Source organism: Cytobacillus gottheilii (assembly GCF_018582665.1).
Classification (GTDB): domain Bacteria; phylum Bacillota; class Bacilli; order Bacillales; family Cytobacillaceae; genus Cytobacillus; species Cytobacillus gottheilii.
In genome coordinates, this window is the sequence record NZ_CP071709.1 from 148793 (window position 1) to 161310 (window position 12518).

Annotated in this window: 19 protein-coding genes; all 19 read left to right on the top strand. The window is 41.9% G+C overall.

What is annotated here, in order from left to right; translation table 11 throughout:
- Positions 1–10 precede the first annotated feature (10 nt).
- Positions 11–373, top strand: a complete 363-nt coding sequence (rplR, locus tag J1899_RS00800) for a 50S ribosomal protein L18 (RefSeq protein WP_066441536.1) — start codon at positions 11–13, stop codon at positions 371–373.
- 24 nt (positions 374–397) lie between these two features.
- A complete protein-coding gene (rpsE, locus tag J1899_RS00805; protein ID WP_066441535.1) occupies positions 398–898 on the top strand; it encodes a 30S ribosomal protein S5 in 501 nt (166 codons plus the stop codon).
- 13 nt (positions 899–911) lie between these two features.
- Positions 912–1094, top strand: a complete 183-nt coding sequence (gene rpmD / locus J1899_RS00810; RefSeq protein WP_066441532.1) for a 50S ribosomal protein L30 — start codon at positions 912–914, stop codon at positions 1092–1094.
- Positions 1095–1128: 34 nt separating this feature from the next.
- The gene (rplO, locus tag J1899_RS00815; RefSeq protein WP_066441530.1) at positions 1129–1569 is read left to right on the top strand and encodes a 50S ribosomal protein L15; all 441 of its coding nucleotides are present in this window, start codon (positions 1129–1131) and stop codon (positions 1567–1569) included.
- Entirely contained in the window at positions 1569–2864 is a 1296-nt protein-coding gene (gene secY / locus J1899_RS00820; protein ID WP_066441528.1) for a preprotein translocase subunit SecY, read from the top strand. The genes rplO and secY overlap by 1 nt, the downstream gene beginning before the upstream one ends.
- Before the next feature lie 57 nt (positions 2865–2921).
- A complete protein-coding gene (locus J1899_RS00825) occupies positions 2922–3575 on the top strand; it encodes an adenylate kinase (RefSeq protein ID WP_066441526.1) in 654 nt (217 codons plus the stop codon).
- Positions 3572–4318 (top strand): type I methionyl aminopeptidase, encoded by a 747-nt coding sequence (map, locus tag J1899_RS00830; protein ID WP_066441523.1) that lies wholly within the window; start codon positions 3572–3574, stop codon positions 4316–4318. Before J1899_RS00825 ends, map begins: the two co-directional genes overlap by 4 nt.
- A 283-nt stretch (positions 4319–4601) precedes the next feature.
- Complete coding sequence (gene infA / locus J1899_RS00835) at positions 4602–4820, top strand: translation initiation factor IF-1 (protein WP_009336604.1); 219 nt, start codon at positions 4602–4604, stop codon at positions 4818–4820.
- Between the two features lie 35 nt (positions 4821–4855).
- Positions 4856–4969 carry a 50S ribosomal protein L36 gene (rpmJ, locus tag J1899_RS00840; protein ID WP_000868344.1) on the top strand — a complete coding sequence of 38 codons (114 nt, stop codon included), beginning with the start codon at positions 4856–4858 and terminating at the stop codon, positions 4967–4969.
- A 22-nt stretch (positions 4970–4991) separates the two neighbouring features.
- Complete coding sequence (gene rpsM / locus J1899_RS00845) at positions 4992–5357, top strand: 30S ribosomal protein S13 (protein ID WP_066441520.1); 366 nt, start codon at positions 4992–4994, stop codon at positions 5355–5357.
- A gap of 21 nt (positions 5358–5378) precedes the next feature.
- Positions 5379–5768, top strand: a complete 390-nt coding sequence (gene rpsK, locus J1899_RS00850) for a 30S ribosomal protein S11 (RefSeq protein WP_066441517.1) — start codon at positions 5379–5381, stop codon at positions 5766–5768.
- Between the two features lie 172 nt (positions 5769–5940).
- Positions 5941–6885 carry a DNA-directed RNA polymerase subunit alpha gene (locus tag J1899_RS00855; protein ID WP_066441514.1) on the top strand — a complete coding sequence of 315 codons (945 nt, stop codon included), beginning with the start codon at positions 5941–5943 and terminating at the stop codon, positions 6883–6885.
- Between the two features lie 56 nt (positions 6886–6941).
- Positions 6942–7304, top strand: coding sequence for a 50S ribosomal protein L17 (rplQ, locus tag J1899_RS00860; protein ID WP_066441511.1), 363 nt, complete (start codon positions 6942–6944; stop codon positions 7302–7304).
- Between the two features lie 707 nt (positions 7305–8011).
- Positions 8012–8848 carry an energy-coupling factor ABC transporter ATP-binding protein gene (locus J1899_RS00865; RefSeq protein ID WP_214476897.1) on the top strand — a complete coding sequence of 279 codons (837 nt, stop codon included), beginning with the start codon at positions 8012–8014 and terminating at the stop codon, positions 8846–8848.
- Positions 8824–9693 (top strand): energy-coupling factor ABC transporter ATP-binding protein, encoded by an 870-nt coding sequence (locus J1899_RS00870; RefSeq protein WP_214476899.1) that lies wholly within the window; start codon positions 8824–8826, stop codon positions 9691–9693. The genes J1899_RS00865 and J1899_RS00870 overlap by 25 nt, the downstream gene beginning before the upstream one ends.
- Positions 9690–10487, top strand: coding sequence for an energy-coupling factor transporter transmembrane component T family protein (locus J1899_RS00875; RefSeq protein ID WP_214476901.1), 798 nt, complete (start codon positions 9690–9692; stop codon positions 10485–10487). Before J1899_RS00870 ends, J1899_RS00875 begins: the two co-directional genes overlap by 4 nt.
- Before the next feature lie 15 nt (positions 10488–10502).
- Complete coding sequence (gene truA, locus J1899_RS00880; protein ID WP_214476903.1) at positions 10503–11255, top strand: tRNA pseudouridine(38-40) synthase TruA; 753 nt, start codon at positions 10503–10505, stop codon at positions 11253–11255.
- Positions 11256–11637: 382 nt separating this feature from the next.
- A complete protein-coding gene (rplM, locus tag J1899_RS00885; protein ID WP_066441500.1) occupies positions 11638–12075 on the top strand; it encodes a 50S ribosomal protein L13 in 438 nt (145 codons plus the stop codon).
- A 22-nt stretch (positions 12076–12097) separates the two neighbouring features.
- Positions 12098–12490: a 30S ribosomal protein S9 gene (rpsI, locus tag J1899_RS00890; RefSeq protein WP_066441499.1), complete on the top strand. Its 393-nt coding sequence runs from the start codon at positions 12098–12100 to the stop codon at positions 12488–12490.
- Positions 12491–12518 lie beyond the last annotated feature (28 nt).

Here is a 12518-nt window from a genome sequence, read left to right on the forward strand (position 1 = left end):
AGTGACCGAAATGATTACGAAGGCTGATAAAAATGCAGTTCGTAAAAAAAGACATGCACGTGTTCGTGCAAAGCTTTCTGGAACTGCGGTTCGTCCTCGTTTAAATGTGTTCCGTTCAAACAAACACATTTACGCTCAATTAATTGATGATGTAAACAAAGTAACAATTGCAAGTGCGTCATCACTTGATAAAGATGTTAACCTTGATTCTACAAGCAATGTTGATGCAGCTGTTAAAGTTGGAGAACTAGTTGCAAAACGTGCTGTTGAAAAAGGAGTTAATTCTGTAGTATTCGACCGTGGAGGATACCTCTATCATGGCCGCGTAAAAGCATTAGCTGATGCTGCACGCGAAAACGGGTTGGAATTTTAATAGACAAAGGAGGGACACAAAAAGATGCGTCGTATTGATCCAAACAAACTTGAACTTGAAGAGCGCGTAGTTACGGTTAACCGTGTTGCGAAGGTTGTTAAAGGTGGACGTCGTTTTAGATTCTCTGCTCTTGTAGTAGTAGGTGACAAAAACGGTCACGTTGGCTTTGGAACTGGTAAAGCACAAGAGGTGCCGGAAGCTATCCGTAAAGCAATTGAAGATGCGAAGAAAAACCTAATCGAAGTACCTATGGTTGGAACTACAATTCCTCACCAAGTAATCGGTCATTTCGGTGCTGGCGAAATTCTTCTGAAACCTGCATATGAAGGTACTGGAGTTATCGCTGGTGGTCCTGTCCGTGCGGTTCTTGAGTTAGCTGGTGTTGGCGATATCCTTTCTAAATCTCTAGGAACAAACACACCAATTAACATGGTTCGCGCTACATTGGACGGACTGAACCAATTAAAACGTGCTGAAGACGTAGCAAAACTACGTGGTAAATCAGTAGAAGAACTGTTAGGATAAGGAGGGAAATCAGATGGCGAATAAACTAGAAGTGACCCTCACTCGCAGCGTGATTGGCCGCCCACAGGACCAACGCGAAACAGTTAAAGCCCTTGGCTTGCGTAAAATGCACCAAACAGTTGAGCACCAGGATAATGCAGCAATCCGCGGTATGATCAATAAGGTAGCTCACCTTGTTACGGTTAAAGAAAACTAATTATCACTCTTCTATAAAATAAGGAGGTGCCAACATGAAACTTCATGAATTAAAACCTGCAGAAGGTTCTCGTCAAGAACGTAAGCGTAAAGGTCGCGGAATCGGTTCTGGTAATGGTAAAACTGCTGGTAAAGGTCATAAAGGTCAAAACGCACGTTCAGGCGGCGGTGTACGTCCTGGTTTTGAGGGTGGTCAAACACCTTTATTCCAACGCTTGCCAAAACGCGGATTTACAAACATCAATCGTAAAGATTATGCTGTTGTAAACCTTGACGCCCTAAACCGCTTCGAAGACGGAACTGTGGTTTCACCAGAGCTTCTAATCGAAACTGGTGTAGTCAGCAAAGAAAGAGCAGGAATCAAAATTCTTGCTAAAGGCAAAGTTGAGAAAAAGCTTACAGTTAAAGCTCATAAATTCTCCTCTGCTGCAAAGGAAGCTATTGAAGCTGCCGGCGGTCAAACAGAGGTGATTTAATGTTTAAGACAATCTCCAATTTTATGCGCGTGGGTGATATAAGAAACAAGATTATATTCACCCTTTTAATGCTGATTGTTTTTCGCATCGGTACGTTCATACCTGTGCCAGGTGTGAATGCCGATGTACTGCAAGCACAGGATTCACTAAATGTATTTGGTGTGCTGAATACATTTGGCGGCGGTGCACTTCTTAACTTCTCTATTCTTGCTATGGGGATCATGCCGTATATCACAGCATCAATCATTGTGCAGCTTCTGCAAATGGATGTTGTGCCTAAATTTACGGAATGGTCTAAGCAAGGAGATGTTGGGCGCCGTAAGTTAGCACAGTTTACTCGCTATTTTACTATCGTGCTTGGATTTATCCAGGCTCTTGGTATGTCTTATGGGTTTAATAACCTGGCAGGCGGTATGCTAATTGAGAATACTGGTATAGGTTCATACCTGCTTATTGCAACAGTATTGACCGCTGGAACTGCATTTTTAATGTGGCTGGGCGAGCAAATTACTGAAAAGGGAGTAGGAAACGGAATTTCCATTATCATTTTTGCTGGGATCGTTGCTGGTATTCCAAATATCGTCAATCAGATCTATGCACAGCAATTTGAAAATGCGGGTGACCAGTTATTCCTTCGCATCATTACAATGGTGCTGATCCTTATTGCAGTTATTGCTATAATCGTTGGTACAATTTTCATCCAACAGGCTTTAAGGAAAATTCCTGTGCAATATGCAAAACGGGTATCTGCAGGCAATGCTTCTGCTGGTATGCAAAACACACATTTGCCATTGAAAGTTAACGCAGCTGGAGTTATTCCAGTAATCTTCGCTGTATCATTTATTGTTACGCCAAGAACAATTGCGGGCTTCTTTGAGTCAAATAGTGTTACAGATTGGATAATCACTGTATTTGATTACACAGAGCCAATTGGTATGGTAATCTATAGTGCGCTGATTATTGCATTTACGTATTTCTATGCTTTCATTCAAGTTAACCCAGAGCAAGTCTCTGAAAACTTAAAGAAGCAGGGCGGTTATGTACCAGGGATCAGACCTGGTAAAAATACGCAGGAATACTTAACACGCGTTCTCTACCGTTTAACATTTGTTGGTGCATTATTCCTTACCGCGATTTCAATTGTGCCGATGTTTTTCATTAATATCGCAGGATTACCAGAATCAGCGCAAATTGGAGGAACAAGCTTACTAATTGTTGTCGGTGTTGCACTTGATACAATGAAGCAGCTTGAGTCACAGCTTGTTAAACGTCATTATAAAGGCTTTATAAAATAATCTGGTTAAAGGGGACGTGTGTTCCCTATAACCATTTTCAGACTAGGGGGAATTCACTTGAATCTAGTATTAATGGGGCTCCCTGGTGCCGGAAAAGGTACACAAGCAGAGAAAATTGTCCAAAAATACGGCATCCCTCATATTTCCACAGGAGATATGTTCCGCGCAGCCATCAAAGGAGAAACGGAACTAGGCCTGCAAGCTAAATCGTTCATGGACAAAGGCGAACTCGTTCCTGATGAAGTTACGATCGGCATTGTACGCGAGCGTTTAAGCGAATCAGACTGTGAAAAAGGGTTTTTGCTTGATGGGTTTCCAAGAACGGTACCTCAAGCGGAAGCACTTGAAAACATCCTTTCTGAACTAAACAAAACAATGGACTATGTTATTAATATTGATGTAGATCAAGAGATCTTGATGGAGCGCCTCACTGGCCGCAGAATCTGCAAAAGCTGCGGAGCTACTTATCATCTTGTATTTAATCCTCCTGCTAAGGAAGGCGTATGCGACCGTTGTGGCGGAGAATTATATCAACGTGCAGATGATAATGAAGAAACTGTGAAAAATCGCCTTGATGTTAATATTAAACAAACAAAGCCATTACTTGGTTTTTATGAATCTAAAGGCTATTTACGCAATATTGATGGCCAGCAAGAGATCGGTAAAGTATTTTCTGATATTGATGTTCTACTCGGAGATTTGTCTAAATGATTATTTGCAAAACCGAGCGAGAAATTGCGATTATGCGTGAAGCCGGAAGAATTGTTGCACTGACGCACGAGGAACTGAAAAAGCATATTGCCCCTGGAATAACCACGAAAGAGCTTGATAGAATTGCTGAAAGCTTTATAAAAAAGCATGATGCATTTCCGTCATTTAAAGGCTATAACGGGTTTACAGGAAGTATATGTGCTTCAGTAAATGATGAACTTGTTCATGGTATTCCTGGTGATCGGGTCTTAAAAAATGGCGATATTATCAGCATCGATATTGGCGCCAAATATAACGGTTATCATGGTGATTCTGCCTGGACGTATGCTGTCGGCCGCATTGATGATGATACGAAACGCTTATTAGACGTAACGGAGCAGTCATTATATACAGGCCTTAAAGAAGCGATTCCAGGAGAACGGTTATCGAACATCTCTCATGCGATTCAAACATTTGCGGAATCAAATGGTTTTTCTATTGTACGTGAGTATGTCGGGCATGGGATAGGGCAAGACTTACATGAGGAGCCGCAAATTCCACATTATGGTCCCCCGAATAAAGGACCTCGTTTAAAACCGGGCATGGTACTTGCTGTCGAACCGATGGTAAACGCCGGAAGCCGCTATGTGAAAACGCTGGCTGACCAGTGGACCGTTGTTACGGTTGATGGATCTAGATGTGCTCACTTTGAGCATACAATAGCGATCACAGAAACAGGTTATGAAATTCTAACAGTCATTTAGACATAAGGTTTCATGAAAAAATTCTGGACAATTTGCGTTCAAAAAGAATTTTCTCTTTTTACAAGACGTAAACATAGTCAGTATGCTATAATTATAAGGTTGTTGATTGGTTGTACTGATTTTAATCGGCAGCCATAAGCAGGACAATAATTTAGTAACTCTTCAGGTTTGGAGCAGATCTTTTAGAAACCTGACCGCGTAGTTTAACAAAGAAAAGCTAATGTCTTAGGTTAATCTAAGCATTTAAGATTTCGTATTTTGATTAAGAAGGGAGACGCGTTCGATGGCAAAAGACGATGTAATCGAGATAGAAGGCACAGTAGTTGATACTTTGCCAAATGCAATGTTTAAGGTAGAATTAGAAAATGGTCATACAGTGTTAGCTCATGTGTCCGGTAAAATTCGTATGCACTTCATCCGTATCTTACCTGGAGATAAAGTAACTGTTGAGCTTTCTCCATATGATTTAACTCGTGGAAGAATCACATATCGCTTTAAGTAATCATTGCGCTCCGTACTATTAAGGAGGTTAGGATAATGAAAGTAAGACCATCAGTTAAGCCGATCTGCGAAAAGTGCAAAGTCATCCGCAGACGCGGCAAAGTAATGGTTATCTGTGAAAACCCTAAACACAAACAAAAACAAGGTTAATAACAAGGAGGTGCGCGTATAAATGGCACGTATTGCTGGTGTAGATGTACCACGTGAGAAACGTGTGGTTATCTCATTAACTTATATCTATGGTATTGGTAGAAATACTTCTTCAAAGATTCTTGCTGAAGCTGGTGTATCTGAAGACACTCGCGTTCGCGATCTAACAGAAGATGAATTAAACAAAATCCGTGAGCAAATCGACAAGTTAAAAGTTGAAGGTGATCTTCGTCGTGAAATTTCACTTAACATCAAACGTTTAATGGAAATCGGAAGCTACCGCGGTCTTCGTCACCGTCGTGGATTACCTGTTCGTGGACAAAACACGAAAAACAACGCACGTACACGCAAAGGTCCTCGTAAGACTGTAGCGAACAAGAAGAAATAATCTGTAAAGGAGGTACTTTAAATGGCTCGTAAAACTAACACACGTAAACGCCGTGTCAAAAAGAATATTGAAAATGGTATTGCACATATCCGTTCTACTTTCAATAACACAATCGTAACTATTACAGATGCACATGGAAATGCTCTTTCTTGGTCAAGTGCTGGGGCTTTAGGGTTCAGAGGTTCTCGTAAATCCACTCCTTTCGCAGCACAAATGGCAGCTGAAACAGCAGCTAAAACTTCCATGGAGCATGGTATGAAATCTTTAGAGGTAACTGTTAAAGGACCTGGTGCAGGTCGTGAAGCAGCTATTCGTGCTCTTCAAGCTGCAGGACTTGAAGTTACTGCAATTAGAGACGTAACTCCTGTTCCGCATAACGGATGTCGTCCACCAAAACGCCGCCGTGTATAATTTTACTGTATAGATTTTGTATCCTTGTCTATAATGGGATATGATACAATTTTCGTTTTTATACAGAATAATTATTCCAGTTGTTGTGCACAAAACGGGAACGTATACATGGGGGAATTTCGGTTAGAAAAACTAGCCGGGGTTTCGACGTTTTGAAGGAGGGTATATTTTGATGATCGAAATAGAAAAACCAAAAATCGAAACGGTTGAGATCAGCGATGATGCCAAGTACGGGAAGTTCGTCGTAGAGCCACTAGAGCGTGGATATGGTACAACTCTGGGTAACTCCTTACGTCGTATTCTTTTATCCTCACTCCCAGGTGCCGCTGTCACATCGATCCAAATTGATGGGGTACTTCATGAGTTCTCAACAATTGAAGGCGTCGTAGAAGATGTAACATCTATCATTTTAAACATTAAGAAGCTAGCACTGAAAATCTACTCCGATGAAGAAAAAACACTTGAAATTGATGTGCAAGGCGAGGGTGTTGTTACAGCAGCGGATGTCACGCATGACAGTGATGTAGAGATTCTGAATCCAGATCTTCATATCGCTACACTTGGTTCAAATGGCCATTTACACATGCGCTTGACTGCAAAACGCGGAAGAGGCTATACGCCTGCTGTCCAAAACAAACGCGAAGATCAGCCGATCGGTGTGATTCCGATTGATTCGATCTATACACCAGTTGCTCGTGTCTCCTATCAAGTAGAGAATACACGTGTAGGGCAAATGACTAACTATGATAAGTTAACATTCGATGTTTGGACTGACGGAAGTACAGGTCCTCAAGATGCGGTTGCACTTGGAGCGAAGATCTTAACTGAGCATTTAAATATCTTTGTCGGTTTAACTGATGAAGCACAAAATGCTGAAATCATGGTTGAAAAAGAAGAAGATCAAAAAGAAAAAGTACTTGAAATGACTATTGAAGAACTTGATCTTTCTGTTCGTTCTTATAACTGCCTAAAGCGTGCAGGCATCAACACTGTTCAGGAATTGGCTAACAAGACTGAAGAAGATATGATGAAGGTTCGTAACTTAGGAAGAAAATCACTTGAAGAAGTGAAACATAAATTAGAAGAGCTTGGTTTAGGCTTGCGTAAAGACGATTGATCATAAGCAAGTTTTTACAGCTCGGGGAATGACTTCAACAAAGGAGGGAAACTCTCATGGGATACAGAAAGTTAGGACGTACTAGTGCTCAGCGTAAAGCGATGCTACGTGACTTAGCAACAGACTTAATCATCAATGAGCGTATTGAAACAACAGAAGCTCGTGCAAAAGAACTTCGTTCAGTTGTTGAAAAAATGATCACTCTTGGTAAACGTGGTGACCTACACGCACGTCGTCAAGCTGCTGCTTTTATCCGTAATGAAGTTGCAAATGCTGAAGAGAACCAAGATGCTGTTCAAAAATTATTCAGCGATGTTGCTTCTCGTTACGAAGAGCGTCAAGGCGGATACACTCGTATTATGAAACTTGGACCTCGCCGCGGTGACGGTGCTCCAATGGTAATCATCGAGTTAGTATAATAAAACCTTAGCGAATGAACAGGCTTAGTCTCTTGACTGAGCTGTTCGACGCACAACAACAAGTGGGGCGCTGGACAGTTTAAGTACAAACTTGTTCTTTGCCCCCTTTTTGTAAATGGGCTTGCTTCCTGTTATTGCTAAGCCCAGCAATAAGCCAATCTGAGTGTTATGATGAGCGTGTGTTTAGCTTACTTATGTAAGCTACTGTAAAAAATAAAGAAAGCAGCAGGGCTTTATAAATAGCTCATAAAGTTAAACTTGGCATATCCCTCGTTTAATTCTTTCTTTCGCGACTCGTCTAGCTCGTTGCATCTCCTCCACATAGCTTTAGCGGACAAACAGGATGGCCTGTTTTGGAGGGGATGCAGGCTTTATTTTAATCAAATTGTAAGCAAAGATTTAAAGTAGCTGCATCATGAGCTTTAAATAGGGAGGCAGCATGATTCTACACGCTTAGAAATTCATGTAGATACTGTTACTATGTGAAGTACAAGCTTAAATATGCTATAGTCTTACTATTCAAGCTCGCCAAGTTGGCGGGTTTTTTGTTTTAATAAATTATATATTTGCAATTAAAGTTGTTTTTGTATACGGTAAACTACACATACGTACACAGCCATGGCGAGCTCTTATCAGAACTTGTCATGCAACAAGCGAGGATAGCTGAGAATAGAAGAGATTAGAAAGGCTGAGAGGAGCGTATTTGGATGAATGAACTTGTCCGTTTACAGGATATTTCTTTTCAATACGATGAGGAGGCAGATTATGCCTTAAAAGGAGTATCTTTTTCTATATATGAAGGAGAATGGCTTGCAATTGTTGGTCATAATGGTTCGGGTAAATCAACATTGGCCAAGCTGTTAAATGGGCTGCAATATGCACAGGAAGGAACGATTTCTGTAGATAGCATGCTGCTTTCAGAGGATACCGTTTGGGAAGTCCGCAAAAAAATTGGCATGGTTTTTCAAAATCCAGATAATCAGTTTGTAGGAACAACTGTGCAGGATGATGTGGCTTTTGGTTTAGAAAATCATGGAGTGGCACGAGAAGAGATGGTGGATCGAGTTAGACATTCACTAGAAAAGGTCAAAATGGACCAGTTTCTTGATCAAGAGCCGCACCATTTATCAGGCGGTCAGAAGCAGCGAGTAGCCATAGCGGGTGTCATAGCGCTGAGACCCAATCTGATCATTTTGGACGAAGCAACCTCCATGCTTGACCCTCGAGGCCGAGAGGAAGTTTTGGATACTGTCAGAGAACTTAAGCAGGATCATCAGATGACTGTTATTTCTATCACACATGATCTAGAGGAAGCTGCAAAAGCGGACCGGATCATTGTCATGAACAAAGGGAAACTGTACAGAGAAGGCTCGCCTGCTGAAATTTTTCAAATGGACGAAGAACTTGTACAGCTGGGGCTTGATATTCCTTTTCCAGTTAAGATGAGCAAGCTGTTTAAGGAAAAAGGAATACCGTTGACGAAGTATCATTTAACAGAAGAGGAGTTGGTGAATGAGTTATGGACATCACACTCCAAAATGTAGAATACCGTTATCAGGCAAATACACCGTTTGAACGGCTTGCGATTGAAGATGTTTCAATTGATTTGCCGGCAGGTACTTTTTTAGCGCTCATTGGTCATACAGGCTCAGGGAAATCTACCGTACTGCAGCACTTAAATGCGCTGATTAAACCAACAAAAGGCACTGTAAAGATTGGTGATACAACCATCACACCTAATAAAAAACAGAAGAACCTGAAGCATGTGCGTCAAAGGGTAGGCATTGTTTTTCAATTTCCAGAGCATCAGCTTTTTGAAGAAACCGTTGAAAAAGATATTTGCTTTGGTCCCATGAACTTTGGTGTATCCGAACAGGAGGCAAAGGCGAGAGCCCGCCGCGCAATCCAGCAGGTAGGACTGTCAGAAGAAATCTTATTAAAGTCGCCTTTTGAGCTTTCAGGCGGACAAATGCGGCGTGTCGCTATTGCCGGTGTACTGGCAATGGAGCCGGATGTAATTGTTCTTGATGAGCCAACTGCCGGTCTTGATCCAAGAGGAAGACAGGATATTATGAATATGTTTGCCTCCCTTCACCAGGAAAGAAACCTTTCTACTGTGCTTGTGACACATAGCATGGAGGATGCTTCCCGTTACGCCGATCAAATTGCCATTATGCATAATGGCAAGGTCGAAAGGAAGGGAACACCTGCAGAAATTTTCTCAAATCCTGAAAGGCTGCTGGAACTGGGACTCGATGTTCCTGAGGTTGTGAAGCTGCAGCATAAGCTGGAGTCTGCATTTGGAAGAAAGTTTGCGAAGACGTGCTTATCTATGGAAGATCTCGCTGAAGAGGCAATGAAGCTTTTGAAGGGAGGAGATTCTTTATGATGGAAAAAATGATTTTTGGACGCTATGTGCCGGCACAATCTATTATCCATCGGATGGACCCCCGCTCAAAGCTGATTCTCATTTTTTTGTTTGTCTGTGTTGTCTTTATTGCTAATAATGTCTATACGTATGCTGCACTCATTATCTATACATTTGCTATGATCCTGTTATCAAAAGTGCCAGTGCGATTTATTATAGCAGGATTAAAACCGGTCTTTCTGCTTGTTATTTTTACGCTGATCCTGCATTTGTTTTTAACACGGGAAGGTGCCATCATTTTTGAGCTTGGACCGATTACCATTTATGAAGAGGGACTTAGACAAGGGATTTTCATCTCATTGCGTTTCTTTTTGTTAATCTTAATGACTTCAATTTTAACGTTAACGACCACGCCGATTGAAATAACGGACGGTCTTGAAACATTGTTAGGTCCTCTTAAGAAGGTGAAGTTTCCGGTTCATGAGCTGGCCTTAATGATGTCGATTTCTCTCCGCTTTATTCCGACCCTTATGGGAGAGACAGACAAAATCATGAAAGCACAAACCGCACGTGGTGTTGATTTTTCAGGCGGTCCAATCAAGGAGAGAGTAAAAGCAGTGATTCCTCTATTGATTCCCCTGTTCGTCAGCTCCTTTAAAAGAGCGGAGGAGCTTGCTACCGCCATGGAGGCACGAGGCTATCGCGGCGGTGAAGGAAGAACAAAATATAGACAGCTAAGCTGGAGAATGACGGACACAATGATGCTGCTTCTGCTGGCAGCTCTATCAGTCATTTTAATCCTGCTGAGAACATAATGGAGCTTGATATTCATGAAAAGAATGAAATGTACAGTTTCATATGATGGCACTAGTTTTGCCGGCTATCAGGTGCAGCCGGGCAAACGTACAGTGCAGCGGGTGATCGAAGAAGCACTGACAAAGCTTCATAAAGGTGCTGAAGTGAAAATAACAGCATCCGGCCGTACTGATGCCGGGGTACATGCAAAAGGGCAGGTCTTCCACTTTGATACGCCGCTGGAAATCCCGGAAGATAGATGGACGATTGCACTTAATGCTCTGCTGCCGGCTGATGTTGCCGTCAAACGCACAGAATGGACGTCTGACACCTTTCATGCCCGTTTTGATACAAATGGCAAGGAGTATCGCTATTTTGTCCAGAGAAGGGCGCAGAGAGATCCGTTTCAGCGCAACTATGCCTCGTTATATCCATATCAGCTGGATGTGTCAGCCATCAGGAAGGCGATCCCATATCTAATCGGTGAATTTGATTTTACAAGCTTTTGTTCTGCTAAAACAGAAGTGGAAGATAAAGTGCGCAGAATTACCTCGATTGACGTTAAGGAAGACGGAGATCTGCTGATCTTCAGTTTTAAAGGAAATGGCTTTTTATATAATATGGTCAGAATCTTAACGGGCACCTTGCTGGCGGTTGGGAATGGACAGCTGCCGGCAGAAGAAATACCGGCAATTCTTGAGGCAAAAGATCGCACGAGAGCGGGAAAAACAGCACCTCCGCAAGGATTATATTTATGGAAAGTTTTTTATGAGAATGATGGGAAATAGTAGAAAGAACCGCTAGGCGGCGTTGTGATGGGACTTTTATATAAAGATAAGCAAGCATAAAATTTTTGGACTTAGAACAATGTCCAGCTCCAGCGCCTAGCCCCTCGAGGTCTTAAGCCAATCCAGTCAAAAGGTCAAAGAACGACCTTCTGCCTGGCTCGTCTTAAGCTTGTCGGGGCTGAGCAAGGCGCTTGCGCTTTTCTTGTAAAAAAGTTTTCTAAAACAACTAATCCAGGTGTAACATTTTCTTGACATTGTTCTCCCAAAGTTATATTATAGCATATGGTATTGTTATTAAACCCACGATAAGCCCCGGAACTTATTGTGTGATATATGAAACCAAAAAACGAATGAATAATGGAATTATTAGGAGGGAATATCGATGCGTACAACGTTTATGGCGAATTCAAATAATATCGAACGTAAATGGTACGTGATTGATGCTGAAGGACAAACTTTAGGTCGTCTTTCTAGTGAAGTTGCATCAATCCTACGTGGTAAACATAAACCAACTTTTACACCGCATGTTGACACAGGTGATCATGTAATTATTATCAATGCTTCAAAAATCCACTTAACTGGTAAAAAGCTAACTGACAAGATTTACTACCGTCACAGCATGCACCCAGGCGGATTAAAGTCTAGAACTGCTCTTGAAATGCGTACGAACTACCCTGAGAGAATGTTAGAGCTTGCAATCAAAGGCATGCTTCCAAAGAACTCTCTTGGCCGTCAAATTTTCAAGAAGTTAAATGTATATGCTGGTAGCGAGCATCCGCACCAAGCTCAACAACCTGAAGTTTACGAACTTCGTGGATAATTTTTAAAGGGAGGTTATTATCTTGGCACAGGTTCAATATATTGGTACTGGTCGTCGTAAAAGCTCCGTTGCACGTGTTCGTTTAGTTCCAGGCGACGGAAACATCATCATCAATGGTCGTGAAATCACTGACTACATCCCATTTGCAGCTCTTCGTGAAGTTGTAAAGCAGCCACTTGTTGCTACTGAAACAGTAAGCAGCTATGACATTCATGTAAATGTTAATGGTGGTGGGTACACTGGTCAAGCAGGCGCAATCCGTCACGGGATCTCTCGTGCATTGCTTCAAGCTGATCCAGAATTCCGTCCTACACTTAAGCGTGCTGGACTATTAACTCGTGACGCTCGTATGAAAGAACGTAAAAAATACGGTCTTAAAGGCGCTCGTCGTGCACCTCAGTTCTCAAAACGTTAATTTTACGTTTCAAAAGGCTCTCAACCAT

Coding starts and splice junctions, on each gene's coding strand:
- rplR (WP_066441536.1), top strand. CDS start 11: ATGATTACGAAGGCTGATAAAAATGCAGTTCGTAAAAAAAGACATGCA.
- rpsE (WP_066441535.1), top strand. CDS start 398: ATGCGTCGTATTGATCCAAACAAACTTGAACTTGAAGAGCGCGTAGTT.
- rpmD (WP_066441532.1), top strand. CDS start 912: ATGGCGAATAAACTAGAAGTGACCCTCACTCGCAGCGTGATTGGCCGC.
- rplO (WP_066441530.1), top strand. CDS start 1,129: ATGAAACTTCATGAATTAAAACCTGCAGAAGGTTCTCGTCAAGAACGT.
- secY (WP_066441528.1), top strand. CDS start 1,569: ATGTTTAAGACAATCTCCAATTTTATGCGCGTGGGTGATATAAGAAAC.
- map (WP_066441523.1), top strand. CDS start 3,572: ATGATTATTTGCAAAACCGAGCGAGAAATTGCGATTATGCGTGAAGCC.
- infA (WP_009336604.1), top strand. CDS start 4,602: ATGGCAAAAGACGATGTAATCGAGATAGAAGGCACAGTAGTTGATACT.
- rpmJ (WP_000868344.1), top strand. CDS start 4,856: ATGAAAGTAAGACCATCAGTTAAGCCGATCTGCGAAAAGTGCAAAGTC.
- rpsM (WP_066441520.1), top strand. CDS start 4,992: ATGGCACGTATTGCTGGTGTAGATGTACCACGTGAGAAACGTGTGGTT.
- rpsK (WP_066441517.1), top strand. CDS start 5,379: ATGGCTCGTAAAACTAACACACGTAAACGCCGTGTCAAAAAGAATATT.
- J1899_RS00855 (WP_066441514.1), top strand. CDS start 5,941: ATGATCGAAATAGAAAAACCAAAAATCGAAACGGTTGAGATCAGCGAT.
- rplQ (WP_066441511.1), top strand. CDS start 6,942: ATGGGATACAGAAAGTTAGGACGTACTAGTGCTCAGCGTAAAGCGATG.
- J1899_RS00865 (WP_214476897.1), top strand. CDS start 8,012: ATGAATGAACTTGTCCGTTTACAGGATATTTCTTTTCAATACGATGAG.
- J1899_RS00870 (WP_214476899.1), top strand. CDS start 8,824: ATGGACATCACACTCCAAAATGTAGAATACCGTTATCAGGCAAATACA.
- J1899_RS00875 (WP_214476901.1), top strand. CDS start 9,690: ATGATGGAAAAAATGATTTTTGGACGCTATGTGCCGGCACAATCTATT.
- truA (WP_214476903.1), top strand. CDS start 10,503: ATGAAAAGAATGAAATGTACAGTTTCATATGATGGCACTAGTTTTGCC.
- rplM (WP_066441500.1), top strand. CDS start 11,638: ATGCGTACAACGTTTATGGCGAATTCAAATAATATCGAACGTAAATGG.